Origin of the sequence: Clostridium saudiense (assembly GCF_000577815.1) — a bacterium.
GTDB classification, from domain to species: domain Bacteria; phylum Bacillota; class Clostridia; order Clostridiales; family Clostridiaceae; genus Clostridium; species Clostridium saudiense.
Window position 1 is genome coordinate 66,473 of record NZ_CBYM010000006.1, and the last position, 22,320, is coordinate 88,792.

The 22,320-nt window shown below is 28.1% G+C and carries 18 protein-coding genes and 1 riboswitch; of the genes, 2 read left to right on the plus strand and 16 right to left on the minus strand.

The window, feature by feature from the left end; all coding sequences use genetic code 11:
• Positions 1-285: 285 nt before the first annotated feature.
• From TY07_RS04835 to TY07_RS04905, 15 genes are all read right to left on the minus strand, one after another.
• Entirely contained in the window at positions 286-741 is a 456-nt protein-coding gene (locus TY07_RS04835) for an S-ribosylhomocysteine lyase (protein WP_042396168.1), read from the minus strand.
• Positions 742-752: 11 nt separating this feature from the next.
• The gene (gene metF / locus TY07_RS04840; protein WP_042396172.1) at positions 753-1,640 is read right to left on the minus strand and encodes a methylenetetrahydrofolate reductase [NAD(P)H]; all 888 of its coding nucleotides are present in this window, start codon (positions 1,638-1,640) and stop codon (positions 753-755) included.
• 145 nt (positions 1,641-1,785) lie between these two features.
• Positions 1,786-1,983: riboswitch (SAM riboswitch) on the minus strand.
• 63 nt (positions 1,984-2,046) lie between these two features.
• A complete protein-coding gene (locus TY07_RS04845) occupies positions 2,047-2,994 on the minus strand; it encodes an MraY family glycosyltransferase (RefSeq protein ID WP_042396176.1) in 948 nt (315 codons plus the stop codon).
• A 201-nt stretch (positions 2,995-3,195) separates the two neighbouring features.
• A complete protein-coding gene (locus TY07_RS04850) occupies positions 3,196-3,837 on the minus strand; it encodes a V-type ATP synthase subunit D (protein ID WP_042396179.1) in 642 nt (213 codons plus the stop codon).
• 3 nt (positions 3,838-3,840) lie between these two features.
• Positions 3,841-5,223 (minus strand): V-type ATP synthase subunit B, encoded by a 1,383-nt coding sequence (locus TY07_RS04855; RefSeq protein ID WP_042396183.1) that lies wholly within the window; start codon positions 5,221-5,223, stop codon positions 3,841-3,843.
• Positions 5,216-6,991 carry a V-type ATP synthase subunit A gene (locus TY07_RS04860; RefSeq protein WP_042396187.1) on the minus strand — a complete coding sequence of 592 codons (1,776 nt, stop codon included), beginning with the start codon at positions 6,989-6,991 and terminating at the stop codon, positions 5,216-5,218. Before TY07_RS04860 ends, TY07_RS04855 begins: the two co-directional genes overlap by 8 nt.
• 17 nt (positions 6,992-7,008) lie before the next feature.
• Complete coding sequence (locus tag TY07_RS04865) at positions 7,009-7,320, minus strand: V-type ATP synthase subunit F (RefSeq protein ID WP_042396298.1); 312 nt, start codon at positions 7,318-7,320, stop codon at positions 7,009-7,011.
• Complete coding sequence (locus tag TY07_RS04870) at positions 7,313-8,314, minus strand: V-type ATP synthase subunit C (RefSeq protein WP_042396190.1); 1,002 nt, start codon at positions 8,312-8,314, stop codon at positions 7,313-7,315. Before TY07_RS04870 ends, TY07_RS04865 begins: the two co-directional genes overlap by 8 nt.
• An 11-nt stretch (positions 8,315-8,325) precedes the next feature.
• Positions 8,326-8,910 carry a V-type ATP synthase subunit E gene (locus TY07_RS04875; RefSeq protein ID WP_042396192.1) on the minus strand — a complete coding sequence of 195 codons (585 nt, stop codon included), beginning with the start codon at positions 8,908-8,910 and terminating at the stop codon, positions 8,326-8,328.
• Between the two features lie 48 nt (positions 8,911-8,958).
• Complete coding sequence (locus tag TY07_RS04880; protein ID WP_042396194.1) at positions 8,959-9,441, minus strand: V-type ATP synthase subunit K; 483 nt, start codon at positions 9,439-9,441, stop codon at positions 8,959-8,961.
• 13 nt (positions 9,442-9,454) lie between these two features.
• Positions 9,455-11,404: a V-type ATP synthase subunit I gene (locus TY07_RS04885; RefSeq protein ID WP_042396196.1), complete on the minus strand. Its 1,950-nt coding sequence runs from the start codon at positions 11,402-11,404 to the stop codon at positions 9,455-9,457.
• Positions 11,391-11,717, minus strand: a complete 327-nt coding sequence (locus TY07_RS04890) for an ATPase (RefSeq protein WP_042396199.1) — start codon at positions 11,715-11,717, stop codon at positions 11,391-11,393. Before TY07_RS04890 ends, TY07_RS04885 begins: the two co-directional genes overlap by 14 nt.
• 207 nt (positions 11,718-11,924) lie before the next feature.
• Positions 11,925-13,610 carry a B12-binding domain-containing radical SAM protein gene (locus TY07_RS04895; protein ID WP_042396203.1) on the minus strand — a complete coding sequence of 562 codons (1,686 nt, stop codon included), beginning with the start codon at positions 13,608-13,610 and terminating at the stop codon, positions 11,925-11,927.
• Between the two features lie 16 nt (positions 13,611-13,626).
• The gene (locus TY07_RS04900) at positions 13,627-14,124 is read right to left on the minus strand and encodes a hypothetical protein (protein ID WP_042396204.1); all 498 of its coding nucleotides are present in this window, start codon (positions 14,122-14,124) and stop codon (positions 13,627-13,629) included.
• A 184-nt stretch (positions 14,125-14,308) separates the two neighbouring features.
• The gene (locus TY07_RS04905; RefSeq protein ID WP_042396207.1) at positions 14,309-15,589 is read right to left on the minus strand and encodes a PQQ-dependent sugar dehydrogenase family protein; all 1,281 of its coding nucleotides are present in this window, start codon (positions 15,587-15,589) and stop codon (positions 14,309-14,311) included.
• A 201-nt stretch (positions 15,590-15,790) separates the two neighbouring features.
• Here TY07_RS04905 and spoVB point away from each other — a divergent pair, with 201 nt between their 5' ends.
• On the plus strand, positions 15,791-17,290 hold the full coding sequence (gene spoVB / locus TY07_RS04910; RefSeq protein ID WP_042396209.1) for a stage V sporulation protein B: 1,500 nt from the start codon (positions 15,791-15,793) through the stop codon (positions 17,288-17,290).
• Positions 17,291-17,355: 65 nt separating this feature from the next.
• Here spoVB and TY07_RS04915 read toward each other — a convergent pair whose 3' ends face one another.
• Positions 17,356-18,813, minus strand: a complete 1,458-nt coding sequence (locus TY07_RS04915) for a catalase (RefSeq protein WP_042396211.1) — start codon at positions 18,811-18,813, stop codon at positions 17,356-17,358.
• Between the two features lie 250 nt (positions 18,814-19,063).
• Here TY07_RS04915 and TY07_RS04920 point away from each other — a divergent pair, with 250 nt between their 5' ends.
• Positions 19,064-22,294, plus strand: a complete 3,231-nt coding sequence (locus TY07_RS04920; RefSeq protein ID WP_042396215.1) for a GGDEF domain-containing protein — start codon at positions 19,064-19,066, stop codon at positions 22,292-22,294.
• Positions 22,295-22,320 lie beyond the last annotated feature (26 nt).

The window sequence follows — 22,320 nt, forward strand, 5'->3', positions numbered from 1 at the left end:
TACAATATTGGACATTTTTCCACACCATCTATAAATTATTACTTTATCCAAGTTATAGTACTATACAAAAATTAATAATATAACTATTAAAGAATACGTATATTTAGCCATTAGAAAAATACTCTTTATTTATAATTATGCTAAAAATGAAAATTAAAAAAGCCAGTAAAAACTGGCTTTTTATTTATTAATAAATTAAATATTATAAAGTGAGTTACTATACTTAATATTTATGCAAAACAAACAAATCTACCCTCAAACTTGCACTAATTAGTGTATTATCTTCTACTCTCCATATATATTTAAAGAAAATCCTTTATTTAATACTTCTTTGGCATACTCTTTTGCTCCAAATAGTGATAAATCTCTATAGTTTCCACATTGGACTTCATTTGCTGCTGGTATTTCATTTGCATTTAAAATATCTTTTAGTGATTTTTCAACTGCAACTTTAATTTCACTAGCTTCTCTATCACCAAATATACTTAGATAAAATCCAGTTCTACATCCCATTGGAGATAAGTCTATTATTCCATCTAAATTACTTCTTAACTCATGTGCTAATAAATGCTCTAATCCATGCATAGCAGCAGTACCAAATGCTTCTTTATTAGGTTGTAAAAATCTAATATCAAATTTTGTTACAAAATCTCCTTGTGGTCCATTTAATGTACAACACTTTCTAATATAAGGTGCCTTTACCTTTCTATGATCTAATTCAAAACTTTCTACTTTATTCATTCTAATACCTCCTAAATTGCTTTTTGTTTATTAATAGAATTAATTATCGAACTTATACTTTCTGTTATTTTCCTAGCAACATATGGATTATTCATTGTATATAAATGAATTCCATCTACACCACTTGAAACTAAATCAACTATTTGCTCAACAGCATATGCAATTCCAGCATCTCTTAATGCCACTCTATCATATTCATATTTATTAACTATCTTTATAAATTTTTCTGGTAAATTAACACCACATAACGAAGTTAATCTTTCTATTTGAGCTTTGTTAGTTACAGGCATAATCCCTGCCTCAATAGACGATTTTATATTTAATTTATCCTTTTCTTCTAGAAAATTATAAAAATAATTATTATCAAAAAATAACTGAGATATAAAATGAGTCGCTCCACTTTCCTCCTTTAACTTTAAATGTATTAAATCTTCCTTTAAATTTTTCCCCTTAACATGACCTTCAGGATAACATGCTGCTGCTATGTTAAAATCTCCTCTTTTTTTTATATGAGAAATAAGTTCATATGCATATTTAAAATCTCCTTTTAAGACTCCACCTTCTGGTATATCTCCCCTTAAAGCTAAAATATTTTCTATTCCATGTGCCTTTAAATCATTTAATATATAGTCTATTTCCTCCTTAGTAGAATTTATACATGTTAAATGTGCTACTGCTTCAACTCCATATTTTTCTTTTACTAAGGAGGACAGTTCAGTTGTTCTATTATTTACTAAGCTTCCTCCTGCCCCATAAGTTACACTAATAAAATCTGGCTTTAAATCCTTTAATTCTTCTAAAGTTTTATAAATAGTATCTACTGAAGATATCGTTTTTGGTGGAAAAATTTCAAAAGAAAACACCAAATCCTTTTTTGCAAATATTTCATCAATTTTCATTTAAATAGCCCCCTTAAAATTTATAAAAAGCCTTTGTCATAATTAATATACACATAAAAAACTTCTTTATTATTATTTTTTATAAAATAAAAAAACCTAAAGGATATTTCCTTTAGGTATTATAAACACGTTTCCCAATAAAATATCCTTATCTCTCAGCCATTGCTGTTGGATTTAGCACCACATTAATATAGTTAATAATTAATAGTTTTTAGTTAATAGTTTATTAAAGAAATTCTAAAGAATTTCTTTAATAAACTATTAACTACTAACTTTTAACTAGTAACTGTTAATAGGTTGCTGGGTTTCAACGGGCCAGTCCCTCCACCACTCTTGATAAGTTTGATTAAATTATACAAAATTTTTTTCATTTTGTAAATAATTATTTTTTTGCTATTAAATCCCATTATATTAATAACATTAAAATAGAAATAATACTAAATACTAAACTTATTACGCTTATAAAACTAACTACTTGTTTTGTATTCAATCCTTTAGCTTCTAATCTATAATGTAATTGACTTCTATCAGCCTGATATATGGGCTTTCCTTCTGAAAATCTTTTAAAAATTACAAATATATTATCAAAAATCGGCACAGCCAGTGCTAAAATAGGAATTAATAAACTTAATATTGTTGCCGCTTTAAATGCACCATCTAAAGCTATTATACTTAATATAAACCCTAAAAAATTAGCTCCTGAATCTCCCATAAATATCCTTGCTGGATACTTATTATAAAACAAGAATGCTAATACAACTCCTGCAATCATTAATGAAAATAATAATGATGGTGATTGTGATAATATTACTGCTGATGCTGCAAAAGTCATTGCTGATATAAAGGATAATCCTCCTGCTAGGCCATCCATACCATCAGACCAATTAATTACTGTAGTAACCCCAAAAATCCAAGTTATAGTTAATATAAATTGAATAATTGTTGGTAAAACAACATATGTATTAGTAAAAGGATTAGTAAAACCTTGAAAAACTACTCCTGACTTATACACAATTATTGCTGCTAATAATTGAACTATTAATCTTGGTATAATAGCAAATTCTTTACCAATACTTTTATAATAATCATCTACTACCCCTATTATCAATATTAATAGTGCTCCTATAAAAATACCATACTTTTCTTTAAAAGGATGATCATAAAATACTATAAAATAAGGTATAAAGAATCCTATGAACATAGAAATACCACCACAAAGCGGAATTGGTCCTCTATGCTTTTTTCTCTTAGTTGGTTTATCCGTAAAATTATATTTAAGTGCCACTTTCATTAGTATTGGTGTCAAAATAAATACTATTGAAAATGACAAAATTGTCGCTATTAAATACTTCATTAAATTTCTCCTTAAAATTCCACATAATATGCACTATTATGTATTCTATTAGCATTATACTATTATTTCTTTCTATTATCAAATACATAATATAATCTTAATAAAATGAAAAACTTTAACTTCATTTCTATATAATAGTTTGTATAAAAAGTAAGGAGCTGTCATTTTAAAACAGCTCCTTTTTGTGATAATGTTAAATAATTATGCTCTTGAGTTAATCATATCTTTAACCTTCATTAATCTAGTTAAAGCTCCTCTTTCATTTTCATCAAGTTTCATTCTTATGAACTTAATAGTTTCTTCTAATTGAGGTATAGTCATATATTCAAGCGCATTAACTCTTCTTCTTGTCTTTTCAATTTCATCAGCCATTAACTGAGTTGATTTCTCAACTTCAGCTAACTCAAGTAGATTAGGAAGTATAGATTCAAGCTTTCCTATAGCATCATCTAATTCAGAAGATGTATTGGCAAAACCATATGGATAAATGCTTCCTTCACTATCTTGTAATTGTCTGTGGAATTTCATTTGTGGAACATTAACACTCATTATGTTTTTTGTTCCTACTTCAACAGATACACTATCTTTTGGATAAGCAACTGCTTCTTCTAAGAATTCCGAGCTCATTACAGCACTAGCCATAACGAAATCTTTAAATGAACCTTCAAGTTCAGCTTCAACTGATTTTCTTAGTTCATTATTATATTTAACAAGGTTAATGAATTGTCTCATTAATTCATCTTGTTTATCTTTAAGAAGCTTATGTCCTCTCGCTGCAGTAGATAATCTCTTCTTCAGCTTAGATAGCTCCATTCTAGTAGGATTGACATTTAACTTTGCCATATTCTACTCTTCATCTCCCTTTGGCATATACTTTTCAAGATATTCATCTCTGATTCTCTTAAGTTCTGTCTTAGGAAGAATCTTAAGTAATTTCCAACCTAAATTTAAAGTTTCTTCTATTGATCTGTTAGTTTCAAATCCTTGAGAAACATATTGTTCTTCAAAAGCTTCAGCAAATTTAGCAAACTTTTTATCTGTTTCTGATAATGCAGATTCACCTAAGATTGCTGATAACTCTTTAGCTTGCTTACCTTGAGCATAAGCTGAGAATAATTGGTTCATTGTATCAGCATGGTCTTCTCTAGTCTTTCCCTTACCGATACCCTTATCTTTAAGTCTTGAAAGTGATGGTAAAACGTCGATTGGAGGCATAATTCCCTTCTTGTATAATTCTCTTGAAAGGATTATTTGACCTTCAGTAATATATCCAGTTAAGTCTGGAATTGGATGAGTTTTATCATCTTCAGGCATTGTTAATATTGGAATTTGAGTGATAGATCCACCTCTTCCATTAATTCTACCTGCTCTTTCATATAATGTAGAAAGGTCAGTATATAAGTAACCTGGGTAACCTCTTCTACCTGGAACTTCTTTTCTAGCTGCAGAAACTTCTCTTAATGCTTCAGCATAGTTAGTGATATCTGTCATAATAACAAGAACGTGCATGTCTTTTTCGTATGCTAAGAATTCAGCAGCTGTTAATGCCATTCTTGGTGTAGCTATTCTTTCGATAGCTGGGTCAGAAGCAAGGTTCATAAATAATACAGCATTATCTATAGCACCAGTCTTCTTAAATTCATCAACGAAGAATTGAGATTCTTCGAAAGTAATACCTATAGCAGCAAATACAACAGCGAAGTTAGCATCTGAATTTAATACAGTCGCTTGTCTCGCTATTTGTGCAGCTAATTGAGCATGTGGAAGACCTGAACCAGAGAAAACTGGTAACTTTTGTCCTCTTACTAGTGTATTTAATCCATCAATAGCAGATATTCCTGTTTGAATGAACTCTGATGGGAAGTTTCTTGATACTGGGTTAATTGCTTCCCCATTAATATCTAATTGCTTTTCTGGTATTATCTTTGGTCCGTTGTCAATTGGATGACCCATTCCATCAAATACTCTTCCTAGCATATCTTCTGATACACCTAATTGAAGTGGCTTTCCTAAGAATTTAGCCTTAGTTCCTTTTAAGTTAATTCCTGAAGAACCTTCAAATAATTGAACCATTGCTTTAGATCCATTAACTTCTAGAACCTTACCTCTTCTTAATTCACCAGTTTGTATTTCAACTTCAACTAGTTCATCATACTTAACGCCGCTAACTCCTTCAACAACCATTAAAGGACCAACAACTTCTGTAACTGTTCTGTATTCCTTAAGCATTAAGAACCCCTCCTTCGTTGATTAAAGTATCAATGTCAGCTCTTAATTCAGCAGCAATATCATCCATCTTAGCTATGTCATCTTCATGGATATATTTACTTCTTGCAATTTTGTCTCTTACTTCTAATCCTAAGATCTTATCTAAGTAAACTCCTGCTTCTAAAGCTCTTTCTGCTTCTTTTCTGAATAATAATACAAGCTTTAACATTTTGTATTGTTTATCTAATGAAGTATAAGTATCTATTTCGTGGAAACCATTTTGTTGTAAATAGTCTTCTCTTATAGACTTAGAAACTTCTAATTTTAATCTATCTTTTTCTGATAATGCATCTATACCTACTAAGCTTACGATTTCTTGTAAAGCTGATTCTTCTTGTAATAAAGTCATTGCTTCTTGTCTTAATGCAGACCAATCTTCAGCAACTGTCTTATTTAAGTATCCATCTACAGTATCAGCATATAATGAATATGAGTTAATCCAGTTTATTGCTGGGAAGTGTCTCTTATATGCAAGTTGAGCATCTAATCCCCAGAAAACTTTAACTATTCTTAATGTTGATTGAGTAACTGGTTCTGAAAGGTCTCCCCCTGGAGGTGATACCGCACCGATTGCAGTAACTGCTCCTTCTCTTCCATCTTTACCTAAGCATACAACTTTACCAGCTCTTTCATAGTAGTCAGCAAGTCTTGATCCTAAGTATGCTGGATAACCTTCATCCCCTGGCATTTCTTCAAGTCTACCAGACATTTCTCTTAATGCTTCTGCCCATCTTGAAGTAGAATCTGCCATGATTGATACTGAGTATCCCATATCTCTGTAGTATTCAGCTATTGTGATACCTGTATATATACAAGCTTCTCTTGCCGCAACTGGCATGTTTGAAGTGTTTGCTATAAGTACTGTTCTCTTCATTAATGATTCACCAGTTTTAGGGTCTTTTAACTCTGGGAATTCATTAAGAACGTCTGTCATTTCGTTACCACGTTCACCGCATCCAACGTAAACAACTATTTCAGCATCTCCCCATTTTGCTATTTGGTGTTGAACAACTGTCTTACCTGCTCCGAAAGGACCTGGTACTGCAGCAGCTCCACCCTTAGCTACTGGGAAGAATGTATCTATAACTCTTTGTCCTGTAGTCATTGGTGCTTCTGGTTTTAATTTTTGTGCAAATGGTCTACCTTTTCTTGCTGGCCATTTTTGCATAAGTTGAACTTCTCTATCTCCCTTAGCAGTTTCAACAACACAAACTGTATCTACAACTGTAAAGTCTCCAGCCTTAATTTCTTTAATAGTTCCTTCTACTCCATATGGAACCATTATTTTGTGTAATACAACAGATGTCTCTTGAACTGTTCCGATTACATCACCAGCTTCTACTTTATCTCCAACTTTAGCTGTAGGATTAAAAGTCCAAACTCTTTCTCTGTTTAATGAAGTAACTGATACACCTTTTGTTAAGAATGGTGATTGAGCTACTTTTTCAAATGCATCTAGTGGTCTTTGTATTCCATCGAACATTGACTCTATAAGTCCTGGTCCTAATTCAATACTTAATGGTTCCCCTGTTGTAACAACTGGGTCCCCTGGCCCTATTCCTGTAGTTTCTTCGTAAACTTGGATAGATGCCTTATCGCCTCTCATTTCAATGATTTCTCCGATAAGACCCTTTTCTCCAACCTTAACCATATCATAAATATTTGCTTCGTCCATTCCTTCAGCAACAACTAAAGGACCTGCAACCTTGATTATCTTTCCGGTCTTCAAATCTCTAACCTGCCTTCCTATAAAATATTCACACCAACAGCTTTTTCTACGCTATCGCTGATTCTCTTTGAACCTATATTTAAAGTTCCTTGATTACTTGGAATTAATATTACAGCAGGAAGCATTTGCTTATTGTAACGTTCAATTGTTTCTTCAATTGTTACTGCAACTTGCTCTGTTATAAAAATAACTGCGTATCCATTCATAGCCATTCTATCAACGGCAATTCTAGCTTCATCAGCTTCTACAACTGGAAATACATCTATTCCAATAGCTTTGAATGCTAAAACTGAGTCTTTATCTCCAACTACACCGATTTTCTTATACATAAATATCACGCAGCCTTTCTCTTATTACTTCCTCAGCAATATTATTAAGCTTACCAACCATTATAATTCTAATGATTTTGATTTCTGTTTCTTTAGCATAAATATATGATAAAATTCTTTCTGGTCCAAATGTTACAAGCTTACCGCTTTTCATTAAATCCATAATGTAATTATCACTTAATTTTTCTAAAAGATTTGCTGAATTAGTAGCTATGTAGCTTTCAACACCTTCTTTTATTAAATCTGAATAGGCACTAGTACTTAATTTAGAAATAATATTTTCTGGTGTTTCATTAATGATTGCTACTAATGTATCTTTGCTTATAGATCCACCACTAACTAAAACTTCTGATGCAAATTCTCTTCCTTTACCTTGCTTTTTAATTCTTAGTAAAGTTCTGACATTTGTAGCATCAATAATTGCATTTACAAGTTTATCTGTAAATTTATAATTTAAAGATTTCTTTATTTCAACTAACTCTTTAAACATATATCTATCTACAATTATATCAATATTTTGAGGATCTTTATTTGCTTCAAAATCAGCAATTACTTCTAAAACCGCTTTTTCAACATTTCCTTTTAAATCTCTAAAATTATCTGTATCTATTTTTCTCTTTAATTCATTTAAGTCTTCATTACCTAAATCAATTAACATGTTTGAGAAATCTTTATCTAAGAACTTTCCTTTTAATAATACCTTAATATTATGGTATTTATATTTAATGCTCATTAGATCTACTATTTCTTTTACTGGGCAAAGTTCATAAACTAATTTATAAACTCTTTTAAGTTCTGTACTTAAAACTTCTTCATAATCAGCCGCTCTTTTAACATTACCCATTATATTAGCATACTCAGTTTCACCAAGTATTTTTAAAACTTCATCAGCAGAATTAGCTTCTAACATTCTTTCTACTTTAGATTTATCAAGGAGTCTTGTTTCCAATACCCAAATTCTTGAAAGAGCTTGAGTAAATTGCATTACATCCATACTACCCCTCCTTAACTAAATAACACCTGCGCCACTTCGAACTCTAACTCATCTCTTAATGAGCTTACTAGAGCTTCAAAAGTGCTATTTATTTCTATACCTTCATTTTCTAAGATGAAACCACCTTTAAAATTACCAGCTTTTTCACTTAAAGTGATTTGTGCTTTTACCTTTGAGTTTAATTCTTCAATGAAGGCTGCATCTACAAACTTTAACCCTGTTTCATTTAAAATTAATGTTTGCTTTCCAGTTAAATTCATTGTTGAAATTGTATTTTTAACAAAGTTTAAGAATTCTTCTTTAGATAATTCTGTTAACTTATCTATACTCTTTTCGAAAACTTCATCTATAATTTCTTGCTTAGCTGCTAATTTGTTATTTCTAACTTTTAATTTAGCACTAGAAATTACTCTTTCTTTTTTAGATTTTGCTTCAACTTCAGCTTTTTCTAAAATTTCTTGTGCAATTTCATTTGCACTGCTTATTTTTTTAGAAAGAATTTTATTCTTTTCTTCTTCAGCAGTTGCTAAGATATTTTCCTTTCCAGCTTCTGCATCCTTAAGGATTTTAGAAGTTATATTCTTTACATTTGACATAATCTATATCTCCAATCTTTATGATGCTAATAATATTGCATGTATTAATTACATTGCCATACTTACTAACATGAATGATATAACGAATCCTAATAATGCGTAAGTTTCAACCATTGCTGATAAGATGATACCTTTTGTGTTGTGTTCTGGTCTCTTAGCTAATATTTGGATACCTGAAGCAGCAACTCTACCTTGAGCTATACCTGAGAATAAACCAGCTAAAGCGATTGGTAAACAAGCACCTATTAAGTATAAACCTTGTTCTAAAGACATTCCTGATGACATCTTAGTGTAAGCAACGAAACCAACAACGAAACCGTATAAACCTTGAGTACCTGGTAATAATTCTAATACTAATGCTTTACCGAACTTTTCTGGTTCTTCTGTAACTAATCCTGAAGCCGCTTCCCCAACTAGTCCAACACCTTTAGCTGAACCTATACCTGATAAACCAACTGCTAATGCAACACCTAAAGCTGCAAATATTAAACCACCATTATTTTCCATAAAAAATTGTATCCATGTATTCATTTTTCAAATCCTCCTAATTTTCCTTTAAATTCATATATTTTTCTGATGCTTTAAATGGAGTAAATGCTTTTCCTCCACCTTCGTAGAATTTTGAGAAATACTCTACGTATTGTAATCTTGCTGTGTGAACATATGCTCCTAATAAACCTAATAATAAGTTAAATACGTGAGCTGCTACAAACACAAATGGTAATAATATTATTGCTGGACCAGTTAATGATTTCATTAATAAGTTTAATGCTCCTGCAATACATCCACCTGATAAACCTAATGCCATAAGTCTTGTATATGAAACTAAGTCACCAATATAGCTTGTTATTCCATATAATGAATATAAACCTTGACCTATTTGAGCACCTTTTGTCTTTTCTGCTCTACCACCAGTTAATACTATTACAAGCATACCAAATATCATAGCTGCTATAGCAATGTATTTAACTATTGATGGCCATCCTAGCATTATAGTTCCTGCTAATACTCCAATAGAAATTAAAGTAATTAACCATGAACCAACATCATAAAATGCATCCTTTGGTTTTCCTACTTTAATAAGCGTATATGCTTTTATACATAATCCAAAGAATATTTGTATAACACCAAATACTATAGAAGCCACTAAAAGTGTATTAACATCTTCAGTTGGATTTATTAATCCTGGTATTTTAACTGCATCTCCAAAGAATGATCCGTATATTAAACCAATAACTATTGTTGGTATACTTAAGAATAAGAAGAATCTAGCAAAATCTTCATTTTTCTTATTTAATTTTAAGAATTTCATTGCACAGAAGGCAGCTATTAACATTACTAATCCATATCCAACGTCAGCAACCATCATACCAAAGAATATTAAATAAAATGGCACTAATAATGGAGTTGGATCTACTTCATTATATTTTGGTAAACTATACATCTCTGTAACAGATTCAAATGTTTTGTTAAGCAATCCATTTTTTAATTTAACTGGAACCGCATCAACTTCATCTTCTTTTACTTCTTCAAATGATATATAATAGTCGTCATTTAAAGCTTCCTTACATATCTTTTGTAATTCTTCATTCTTTTCTACTTCACACCATCCTTGAATAGCAACAGTGTTTGTAGTTCTTAAGAAGTTATTTGAAGCTTTATATCTTAAAACTATGTTTGTAAGATAATCATAAACTAATTTCATTTTCTTATAGTCTTCTTCAAAAGAAGCTACTTCTTCTTTTACGAAGAATATTTTTGATTTTAATTCTTCTATCTCATGAGCATGATTTGTTATAACAACTTGTGGTATTTCATCAAACTCTGATTTAAATGAACTAAATCCAAATCCTCTTAAAAGATTTAATACTTCATCATGTCTTTCTTTTAAAGACACAACTAATATGTTTATATCGTTATTACCTCTTGAGATAATTTCAACATATTCAGCATCTAAACTTTCATTAAGTTGTCCTTCATATTGCTTTGAAATACTTCCAACGAAAGTTGACACCATATTTAGCTCATTTAGAGCTTCAAAAGAAATATCTAAGGCTTGCCATGGAGTTAAAACTTCAATTTCGCCTTCTAGCTTAGTAATTTTGCTTTCTATGCTGTGAAGCTCATCTTCCTTCTCCTTAACTTTACAATAAATTTCGTTCCAGTTTATGTTCTTAACTGCATTTTCTAATTCATCAATAGTTAAGTTTTCCTTGTCATCCTCTAATGCTTTTAATCCTGACTTTTTAGGCATATAGTGAGTTAAAAAGTCTAGAGTAGTTTTAGCCTTTGATAAATCTTCTTCATACTTTGCAATATTTGAATCTACTTCGTCTTTATTAAGATTTTTTAACTCTTCATTAGCTTCTAATAAATTTTCATCTTGTAGATTTATAAATTCTACATTTGAAAATCCTTGTAATCTACGAAGAAGTTCTTCTTTTTTAGATTCAAAAGTAAGCAAAGTGAATTTGTTCATCTTAACTATTGCCATGAATCTTCACTATCCTCTCAACAACTATATTAATAGCATTATCTTTTAAATCTTGAGACATATTACGTATAGCCTCTATTTCTTTTTCTCCAATCTTTAAGATCGGTTCTGCATTGCTATTTCCTTCTTCTAAAGCAGCATTTAATAAGTTATTAGCTTTTGCTTTTGCTTCGCTTATTATTTCATCATATTTGATATCTGCTTCTTTAGTAGCACCGCTAACAATTTCTTTTGCATTTTGTTTAGCTTCTGAAATTATCATTTCAGCCTTTTTCTCAGCTTCCTTTATCTCATTAATTGCTTCTAATGCCAAAGTCTCACCACCTTTACTATATACAAGTTGGATAATATAAATATTAATACTTAATATAGTATTAATTACTTTTTATCTCTTTTTTAATTATACACGGTTTTTACAATTTTTCAACTTTTTTTTGTTAACATTTCCTAAACAACACTTTAATTTTGTAATAATTATCTATTTATTATATTTTTTACTTACTTATTTTCTTTTTGTAATTTACTTATTTTCTTTTATGTTAACTAAATTATCAATTTCTATAATGTCTCCATCATATCCAAATAAGAAATATGATTCTCTTTCTTCTATTTCACCAGTTTTTATATATTTGTTTATATCTATGCAAAAACCCTCTACATAATAATCTTTAAAGGAGTATTTTTCTCTTAATCTATCTTTAAATTCATTTTCTTTTTCCTTACCTACTCCTTTTCCTAAGAATTCTGGCATCCCTCTTCTTTTATTAAACATTAAGTAATCATACTTTACTATATCTCGTAATATTTTATTATCTAGTTTTGTTATTTCCATATTGAAATCTAAAAATACTTTATAATATTCACTATTACCTATATTTCTATCGAAGTATCCCTTCTTATCAAAGTAATTTCCCAATTCTAAATAAAAATCATAAGGAGTATCAAAACACTTAACTAATATTTTTATTATGTTATTGAATTTCTGTGAATTATAATATTTATCTACCATACTTTCTACTTTTTTTAATATTAAAAGCTCATCATAAGAAATATCCTTTGTAGAAATAATTTCGTATGGAGGATATGGTGAATATCTCATTCCATACTCTTCAGCTTCTTCTCTCATAGAAGATCCCCTAAGAAGCTTTAAGAATCCTAACTGTATTTCTTCAGGTTCAATACTATATACATCATTAAATGATTTTTTAAATGATACTATGTCTTCACCTGGTAATCCTGCTATTAAATCTAAATGCTGTTTTATATTTTTTATTTCTAATAATTCAACAACCTTTTCTTTAATATCACTAAAATTAACAAATCTATTAATTCTATTTAATACATCATCATTAGTAGTTTGAACTCCTACTTCAAATTGGAATCTATCTTTAGGTGCCTTTCTAAGCAATTCTAATTCTTGTGGTTTTAAAATGTCTGCTGATATTTCAAAATGAAATTGAGTTTTTGTTTCAGCATTAATTAAAAATTCCCATATAGCTGTTGAAAATTTAAAATTGCAATTAAAAGTTCTATCTACAAATTTAACAAGTCTTACTTTTTTATCTATGAAAAATTGCAATTCTTTTTTTACTCTTTCAATATCTAAAAATCTTACTCCATGAGTTGTTGATGAAAGACAATATTTGCAGTTAAATGGACAGCCCCTTGATGCCTCGTAATACACTATCTTATTATCTAAATCTTCATCCATCTTATATGGGAAAACTATTTCATTCATACTCATAAGAGGTCTATTACCATTTCCTATTACTTCATTGCCTTCTTTAAAATATAATCCTCTTATACTTCTAATCTCTCTTTTCCCAAGGCAATATTCAATAAATTCTCTATATGTTTTTTCTCCTTCTCCCTCAATTAAATAATCACCATTAAGTTCCTTTAATATATTTAAACTATCATAAGATACTTCTGGGCCACCATATAAAATTTTTATATCACTATTTACTATCTTTATAAGATTAGATAATCTTTTCACCATCTCAACATTCCAAATATATGTTGAGAAAGCAACTACATCAGGTTTTTCCTTTATAATTTCTTCAAGTACTTTTTCATCCCTATCATTAATTGAAAACTCCCTAATTTTGCATGTATAATCCATGTCTTCAGTAAATGCTTTTAGATACCTCACTGCTAAATTACTATGAATGAATTTTGAGTTAATTGCTGTTAATAAAACTTTCACTTTCTTCTTCCTTTCGTTACTTTATTTTTTCTCCCCTAATGAAAAATATATCCTCCCAAAGCTTCTCTTCCTTAATACTATACATATTTTCTAACATTTTTTTAGTATTATCTATATTTGATGTAGAAATAGGGTTTAAATTTTTAAACTCAAACTCTTTTATTTTACCAGATGGTAATACTGCCATCACCTTATTATTTGATACTTCTCCCATCTCTTTATTTATATCCCAAATATATATTTCTCCACCTACTTTTATTAATTTACTTACTTCATTTATCAATTGAACACGAGCTGATTCTCTCCATAAATTACTTAAGTAAAAGAATATAGTGCATACATCATACTCACCTTGTATACTTTTTTCATCTATACTTCCTTCTAATAGATCAACACAAACTTCGTCAATTGTATCTTTAGAAATATTGTAAATTACTCCGTAGCTTTCACCAACGTCTAGTACATCACCTAATAACTTAACACCACTTAAATTTAATATAATTGTTTTTCCCATATTTACTCTCCCTTTTATAAATTATTTTTCTTTTAATAAATTTTATTATTATTATATTCAACTTATGTAAATCATTTTTAACAATTATTTTTTCTTTTGGTATTTAAGCTTTTATCTTTCCTTATTTATATATAATAATACAAAAAAATATCTTATGGAATTCCCATAAGATATTTTTAGGATTTTATTTATTTTTTCTCTTATTTTTAACTTTATATATAATAGTCATTACAATAGCAATTACCAATATAGCAATAAAAATCCAAATTATATTTGGTAAATTAAATGAACTATTATTTATTTCTCCTTGAATCTTATATATGCATCCCGCTTTACTATCTAATAAATATATACTTGAATTATTATAACGTATTTTTTCTATATAGCTATTTTTATCTAAACTTACGATAGCTTTTGAAGTTCCTAATTCAGTTAATACATATATACAATTTTCTTTATTATCAGCAAAAATTACAGTATCCTTTGGAAAACACTTTCCTTCATAATCAATAGCTAGTCCTTTTAGGGATTGTAAACTATTATGTTGATATCTAGGTGGCAATGGTGTCTCTGTTGGATGATTTTCAATAATATATGATAATTTATTAGTTCCATCAGAAAATCTTGGAGAAGTAATAGGGTCTCCACCACTAAAATCAGGCCACCCATACCATGCCTTTTCTTTTATATCATATATATAATCAACATCATCTTTTACTTCTCTTCCTCCCTCTTCATTCATTCCACCTACAATTGCAGTTAATTCACCCATACTATTTGTAGCTATTCCTTCAACATTTCTAATTCCAGTTGCATAAGTCGAAAGCTTTCCAGTATTTAAATTGTATTTTAATATTGAAGCATTACTTAACATACCTTCTTTTATTTTTTCCCCTGAATTCACTACTTGTCCAAATTTAGTAAATCCATAATTTCCATTATATCCAATACCAGTTGATACCCATTCGAAAGATGCAATATCTTCATTTTTATTTCCCTCGTCTACAATTCCTGCATTTGTATTTGAACCTATAGTTATATATAAATATTCATCTTTTAAAGTAATATTAGTTTTATTATTAATTCCTAAATTAGGCAATCCAGTTACTATATCTCTAAATTCCTTATTAGATAGATCATAAGCTATTACTCTATTATCCGTAGCTATAATTATAGAATCTCCACTACAAGCAATATCATATATATTTAACGACTTATCATATATTAATACTTCTTCATTATTACTTTCATTAACTACTTTTATTGTATCTTTAAAAGCTATGTACAAATTATTAGCTCTGTCAAACGTAAATGATACTGCTCCCTCTACTGATTTATTTGTAATTGACCAATCAATATTTTTATAAATTAAATTAAGATCATACCCTTTGCTAAATTTATAAATTCCAAAAGAAATACTAACTATCGCAACTGATAAAATTATGCATTGCAAAAATTTCTTCATAAGCCTCACCCCTTCATAATAAATTTATTTTTTTACATAACAAAATATTACTTATATTTAAATAATGCTCTTTAATATCATATTGTTTTATTCTACTGAATAAGTATTAATGTAATTCAACTTTATTAAATATTGGTAAATTGTTTAATTAGTATTCATATGTTTTTGCTTAATAAATATCTACAAAAGGAGGAAAATAATTTGGAAAAAGATAATTTCTTTAAAAATTCATTTTTTTTAACTGCTTCTAACATTACAACCGGAATACTCGGATTTATTTTTTCTATGTATCTAGGAAATATTGCAGGTCCTGAAGGTCTTGCTATTTATGGTTTAGTTATGCCAGTATATAACTTATTTATTTGCTTAATGACTGCTGGAATAATTGCAGCTATTTCTCAACGTTCCGCTATTTATGAAGCTAATGGAGAATATAATAATTTATTTAAAACTATTCGATCCGTTGCTTTTTTTAACATAATATGGGCAATGGTTATTGGAATTATAGTATTTTTTCTTGCACCTTACATAAGTAAATATGGAATTAAGGATCCTAGAACTTTAAATGCCATAAGAGTTACTTGTCCAGCCATGGTTTTTATTGCACTTTCAAATATATTAAAAGGTTTTTTCTACGGAACATCCAAAATCACTGTTCCTGCTATAATTGACATATCTGAAAAAGCAATGAGAATAATAACCATAACTTTACTTATATATATGTTTAAAGCTCAAACATTAACTTCAATAGTAACATTAGCATTTGTGTCACTAGCTATAGGAGAATTGCAAAGTCTTTTATTACTTTATATTTATTTTAGATATACAAAAAAAAGAATGCCTATAGGTCACGATAAACCTGAAAGAAAAGCTCAATTATTATTTAATGTTCTTATAATTTCATTACCTTTATGCTTAAATGGATTCTTAGGAAATGCTTTTTCAACAATTTCAACATTAGTTGTTCCAAGACAGCTTGTTGCTTCTGGTTTAGATTATAGTTCTGCATTAAACTTAATAGGTAAATTTAATGGAATGGCCTTAACTATAGTTACTTTTCCCTTAATTGTTGTAAATTCAATAAATACGCTTCTCGTACCTGATTTATCACAAACTATAAGCAATGGTGAATATTACAATGCCTCCGTAAGAATAAGAATGGTTTTAAAAATTGCTTTTCTATTAGGAATGGCAACAACAGTAATTTGTCAACTTATACCAGATTCTCTTGGACAGATGTTTTATCATAGAGATGACTTAGGATTATACATTAAGCTATCTTCACTTTCAGCACCTATATTTTTTGTTTCAAATACAATGGTGGGAATATTAAATGGACTAAACAGACAAAGTATTATATTAAGAAATTCAATAATAGTTTCTGTTACCGAAATACTATGCTTATACTTTTTCACAGCTATACCTAGTATAAATATTTTTTCTTACGTAATTACTATATTTGTTACTTCAACTTTAAATTTAATAATTAATTTACATGAAATAAAAAAACACATTGAATTAAATTTATCTTTATTTAATATAATTATTTTTTCTTTAATAGGAATTTTAATTTTCTTAATTTTAAATTTAGCAAATAAGTATTTACTAACAGATTTATTTTATTTTAAAAATATATTAATAATAATATTTACATTCGGAGTATTTGCTTATTTAAGCAGATTTGGAATAGATGAATATTAAAAATAAGGTGAAAAAGCTAGAACAAGTTAAAGCTTTTTCACCTTATTTTTAAAGTCCTCACATTTTTAATCTTTAATTTTTAACCCTTTTTTTATACACTCCCCAAAATCCTTATCTGCTTTTGTAAAATTAGCAATTAATCTTTCCTGAATCTCTCTATTTACTTCTTTTAAATCACATAAAATATTATATATTAAATGTTCTCTCTCCTTTTTTGACAAGCTTCTATACCTTTCTCCAGCTTGAGTAAAATCATCAGCCTTTTCAATCACCTTTCTTACTTCTTCACCGTTCAAACAAATATGTTGACTTGCTATATCCTTTGCCAAATTTGGTTTATTATTGTCAAGCATATTGGGTCTATAATTAACATGTCCAGGATTTCCTCTATATCTCATATTACCATTTTGATGATAATTACAAACCTTAACTTTTGGAGCATTAACAGGAAGTTGATTAAAGTTTGGTCCTAATCTATGCCTTTGAGTATCCCTATATGCAAATAATCTCCCTTGTAATAATTTATCATTTGAAGCCTCAATTCCTGGTACCAAATTTGAAGGTGCAAATGCAGCTTGATTTGTTTCTACAAAAAAATTATCTGGATTTTTATCTAATGTCATAGTTCCAACTTTAATTAATGGAATTTTATCTTCTGGCCATATTTTTGTAGCATCATAAACATCAAAGTTAAGCTTATCAATATCATCCAACTCTAGAATTTGAACATATAAATCATATTTAACTTTTTCTCCTCTAGCTAAACACTCATATAAATCTTGTCTTGCTATATCTGGATTTATTCCTGCTAACATAATTGCTTTATCTCTATCTATTGTTTCAACACCTAAAAGTGGCTTCCAGTGATATTTAATTAACCTTCTCTTTCCCATAGGACATACCCAGACATATGTGTTAACCCCAAATCCCTCCATTTTTCTAAAGCTTTTTATAGTCCCCAGATCTGAATATACATATGTTATCATATTTGTTGATTCAGGATTAACTGAAATAAAATCCCAAAACCTGTTTAAATCAGTTACTCCTGTGTCTGGCGCTGGTTTAAATGCATGAATCATATCTGGAAATTTCAAAGCATCTCTAATAAAAAATACTGGTAAATTATTACCAACAATATCGTAATTCCCCTCATCAGTATAAAATTTAACTGCAAATCCTCTTGGATCCCTCGCTGTATCTGCAGAACCTTCTGAACCTATAACTGTTGAAAATCTTACTAAAACAGGTACTCTTTTATTTTCTTCTGTAAAAACCTTAGCTATTGTATATTTTCTCATAGAATTTGTTACTTCAAAGTATCCATAAGCTGCAGATCCTTTTGCATGTACTACTCTTTCCGGTATTCTCTCCCTATCAAAGCTAGCAAGCTTTTCAATTAAATTGGTATCTTTTAATAAAACAGGACCATCCTCCCCTACAGTTAAAGAGCTTGTATCATTAGAAATAGGAATGCCATTATCAGTGGTTAATGTGCAATCTTTTTCATCTCTTTTATTTTTCATAATTACTCCTTAAAATAAATTTCCTAATATATACTATTCAAATCGTGTTTTTTTTATCTCTTTTCATCTAATAAATGATTAATTTTTGTAAATAATATGATATAATATATATTACTGGTTAAATATCATGGAATTTAATTGTAAATTTAATTTTTTTATATTTTTAAAATTAAATTTAAATACTAAATACTTTATAATTACTATAATTCCACATTAAACACTAATTTTATTTTTTTATTGAGAGGTTATTATGCTAAATATAGATATTGGTCGCTATTCATCTATTTTAAAAGAAATTGAAAGAAATGAAGCAAGTATTTTTTTAATTAAAAAAAATGGACAATCCTTCGATTCAAACTTAAATTATTTAAATAAATCTTCAAATTCAGAATATAATACTTTTTATACAGACTATAAGTTCTACCCCATTTTGGAACCGTATTCACCATTTTGTTCACTAATAAAAAACTTTACGAATACCAAAAAAGACTTAGATTATTTAATGAATGAATTATCTGTATATCCGGCACATAAAGAATTATTCAAAAGTTTTATTTTTAATGGTAAAGCAAATAGAATAGAAGAAATTTTACCCTTTGACTACGCATATGAAAAATCGAGATTTTTCACAGAGTTTTTAAATTTTTTTAATTACTATGGTAAGAAAAAAACACTACTTATTACTTTAGAAAATATAAATTATGCACCTATATCTACCATAAACTGGCTCAAATGGTTATTTACTAGTTCTTCCAATAATAACTTTAAGATAATACTTACACTAAATGATTACCATTATTATAACGAAAATTTTCAAAGCAATTTTGACGACTTAATTCAATTATTAGAATTAGACGGCTTATTACTTGAGTTTTCTAATAAAATTTTAATAAATAAAACTCAAAGCTCTGATAATAATTATATAAATTTAAATAATAGTGATAATTTATTTAACGGCGATAATTACTATAATTTTTTTGCTTTAGAGGAAGCTCTAAATTTTTATAAAATAAATTATGATTTAATAAAAGAAAATAATTCAAAACACACTTTAGAGGAATTATACCTAACTTTATTGAAATTAGGAAATACATATTGCTTATTAGAAAATTATGATGAAAGCTTAAAATATTACGAATTACTCTCAAATGTTTCATTAGAAAATGGAAATGACTATTTTAGACTCATAGCAATTCAAAAGCTTTCTATGATTAATATATTAAAGAAAAAATTTTCTTTAGCCGAAATATTATCAAAACAAAGTTATACACTTTCAAAAAAACTAAATAACGAAGAGCTTATTTTTAATTCCTATTCTTTAATATTTTGGATTAATGAATTTGCTAAATATAGAACAAATTTAAATAAATTTAATTTTGCTAATGAATTTATTTATCTTGCAAAAAAATATAAGCGAAAAAATATGCTTGCATATTTTTTAACTCATTCCTACTATGAAATTGAATATTCAGGTCCTGAAGATAAAAAGATATCATATTCTAACGAAGGGAGACGCTTAGCACTTGAATTAGATAATCAAAATTGTATATTATCTTCTTATCTAAAAACTGCTTTAGTTTACGCTGTAAGAGGTTTTTATAATATAAGTATAACTTATTATAAAAAAGTTGAAGTTTTATTATTGGAAATGAAAGATTATTTTAGACTAGCTCAAACTTATAATGGTATAGGATATTATTATTTAACAAATGAAGATTATATAACAGCTAACTCTTATTACGATTTGGCATTATTAAATTTGAGATATAATTGGAATTTTGATGAAATATGTATGACTATTTTTAATAAAGGATTTAATTTTCTTCTTTCTAATCAATATACAAAAGCAAATGACTGCTTTAACATTTGTTTATCAATATTAAACGTATTAAAAGTAGATAGATTACGTTTGACTACATTAACTAGATTATATGGAATTGTAGGATTAAATAATTTTTACTTAGGAAATTACTATAAAGCGTATTCATTTTTATCAAACATGAAGACTCAATGTAAAGATGCTACAATTAAATTCTTTAAAGATGATGATGATGAATTCTTTTTATCAAATTTTTTACAAGGTCTTTTACTAAAAACAGAAAATAAATTGATAGAAGCTAAATCATTCTTTGAAAAAGCTAACTATTATCTTGGTTTACTTGAAGGATCTTTAAAATGTTTATTACCTAAATTTAATTATGAATACTATTCTTTATTAACTGAATTAGGTAATTTTAATGAAGCTAATAAGTATAAAGAATATGGAATAAGATACTGTAGAGAAAATAATTTTAACTACTATCTTTCTATTCTTGAAGGTAATGATCCTAATCCAATTCAAATACCTCATGATCCATCATCAATGAATTGGGTAGTAGAAGCTGCTAAACAACAAGCATCTTTAAATGAATTAAATTCAAAAGTAGATGAAATAAACTTTTTAAATCTTTTCCAAGAGAACTTATCTTCTTTAGATGATTTAGATAAAGTTTTATCAAGTTCTATGTCCTTAATTGAAAGTAGATTTGCATTAGATTATTCGTTTATGTTATTACACGAAAATTCAACTATAGATTTAATTTATTCTTCAAGTAATGACGATAATATAAATAATAAATTACCAAAACTTATTTCACTATTATCAGATTATAAACAAGGTTTTGTTTATCCTAATCATTCAACGTCATTGACAAATAAATTAAAGTCTTTTATTAACAAAATTGAATTACTAATAAACTCAAATATACATTCATTTATTTTTATTCCTATTTTGAAGGATAATAAATTAAAAGCCTCTTATTTATGCTTAACTAAATCCTCTGGAGAAATGATTAATAATGAAATTACACTTAACAATGAATTTTTACGCTTAATAAACTTAACAACTAAACAGTTATTTGAAACTATTCGAAGAATTGAAGGACAACAAAAATTATTACAAAGTGCTTATACAGATATGCTAACTGGAATTTGTAATAGACAAGGATTTTATAATAGACTTTCAAACTTATTAGATTATAATCCTAATGATTCAAATACTGTAACATTATTTTATATCGACTTGGATAACTTTAAATACTACAATGATTCTTTTGGACATAAAATTGGGGATCAAGTATTAATTTGGTTTGCAGAAATACTCAACTCTGTAACGCCTAAACATAATTCACCTATTAGATACGGTGGAGATGAATTTTTACTTTTACTACAAGATTATTCTAATGAAGAAATTTTATCAGTGGCAAATAACATATATAATTCTTTAGAAAAATATATTGGCTTTAGTGATAGAATATCAAAAATCTTGATGAAAGATATCACTATCCCCAACGAAAAACTATTATCATGCTCTATTGGTATAATAACAATGAATATAACAAGCTGTACTACTATGTCTGATTTAATTGAAAGTGCTGATCATGCAATGTATGAAGCAAAAAAACGTGGAAAACATCAATTTATAGTTGCTAACAATATATAAATATAAATGGTCTGTTACTTAACGTA

What these genes read in the sequence shown, in the direction of transcription:
- TY07_RS04835 (WP_042396168.1), bottom strand. Translation starts at nt 741, where the DNA reads ATGAATAAAGTAGAAAGTTTTGAATTAGATCATAGAAAGGTAAAGGCA.
- metF (WP_042396172.1), bottom strand. Translation starts at nt 1,640, where the DNA reads ATGAAAATTGATGAAATATTTGCAAAAAAGGATTTGGTGTTTTCTTTT.
- TY07_RS04845 (WP_042396176.1), bottom strand. Translation starts at nt 2,994, where the DNA reads ATGAAGTATTTAATAGCGACAATTTTGTCATTTTCAATAGTATTTATT.
- TY07_RS04850 (WP_042396179.1), bottom strand. Translation starts at nt 3,837, where the DNA reads ATGGCAAAGTTAAATGTCAATCCTACTAGAATGGAGCTATCTAAGCTG.
- TY07_RS04855 (WP_042396183.1), bottom strand. Translation starts at nt 5,223, where the DNA reads ATGCTTAAGGAATACAGAACAGTTACAGAAGTTGTTGGTCCTTTAATG.
- TY07_RS04865 (WP_042396298.1), bottom strand. Translation starts at nt 7,320, where the DNA reads ATGTATAAGAAAATCGGTGTAGTTGGAGATAAAGACTCAGTTTTAGCA.
- TY07_RS04870 (WP_042396190.1), bottom strand. Translation starts at nt 8,314, where the DNA reads ATGGATGTAATGCAATTTACTCAAGCTCTTTCAAGAATTTGGGTATTG.
- TY07_RS04875 (WP_042396192.1), bottom strand. Translation starts at nt 8,910, where the DNA reads ATGTCAAATGTAAAGAATATAACTTCTAAAATCCTTAAGGATGCAGAA.
- TY07_RS04880 (WP_042396194.1), bottom strand. Translation starts at nt 9,441, where the DNA reads ATGAATACATGGATACAATTTTTTATGGAAAATAATGGTGGTTTAATA.
- TY07_RS04885 (WP_042396196.1), bottom strand. Translation starts at nt 11,404, where the DNA reads ATGGCAATAGTTAAGATGAACAAATTCACTTTGCTTACTTTTGAATCT.
- TY07_RS04900 (WP_042396204.1), bottom strand. Translation starts at nt 14,124, where the DNA reads ATGGGAAAAACAATTATATTAAATTTAAGTGGTGTTAAGTTATTAGGT.
- TY07_RS04905 (WP_042396207.1), bottom strand. Translation starts at nt 15,589, where the DNA reads ATGAAGAAATTTTTGCAATGCATAATTTTATCAGTTGCGATAGTTAGT.
- TY07_RS04915 (WP_042396211.1), bottom strand. Translation starts at nt 18,813, where the DNA reads ATGAAAAATAAAAGAGATGAAAAAGATTGCACATTAACCACTGATAAT.
- TY07_RS04920 (WP_042396215.1), top strand. Translation starts at nt 19,064, where the DNA reads ATGCTAAATATAGATATTGGTCGCTATTCATCTATTTTAAAAGAAATT.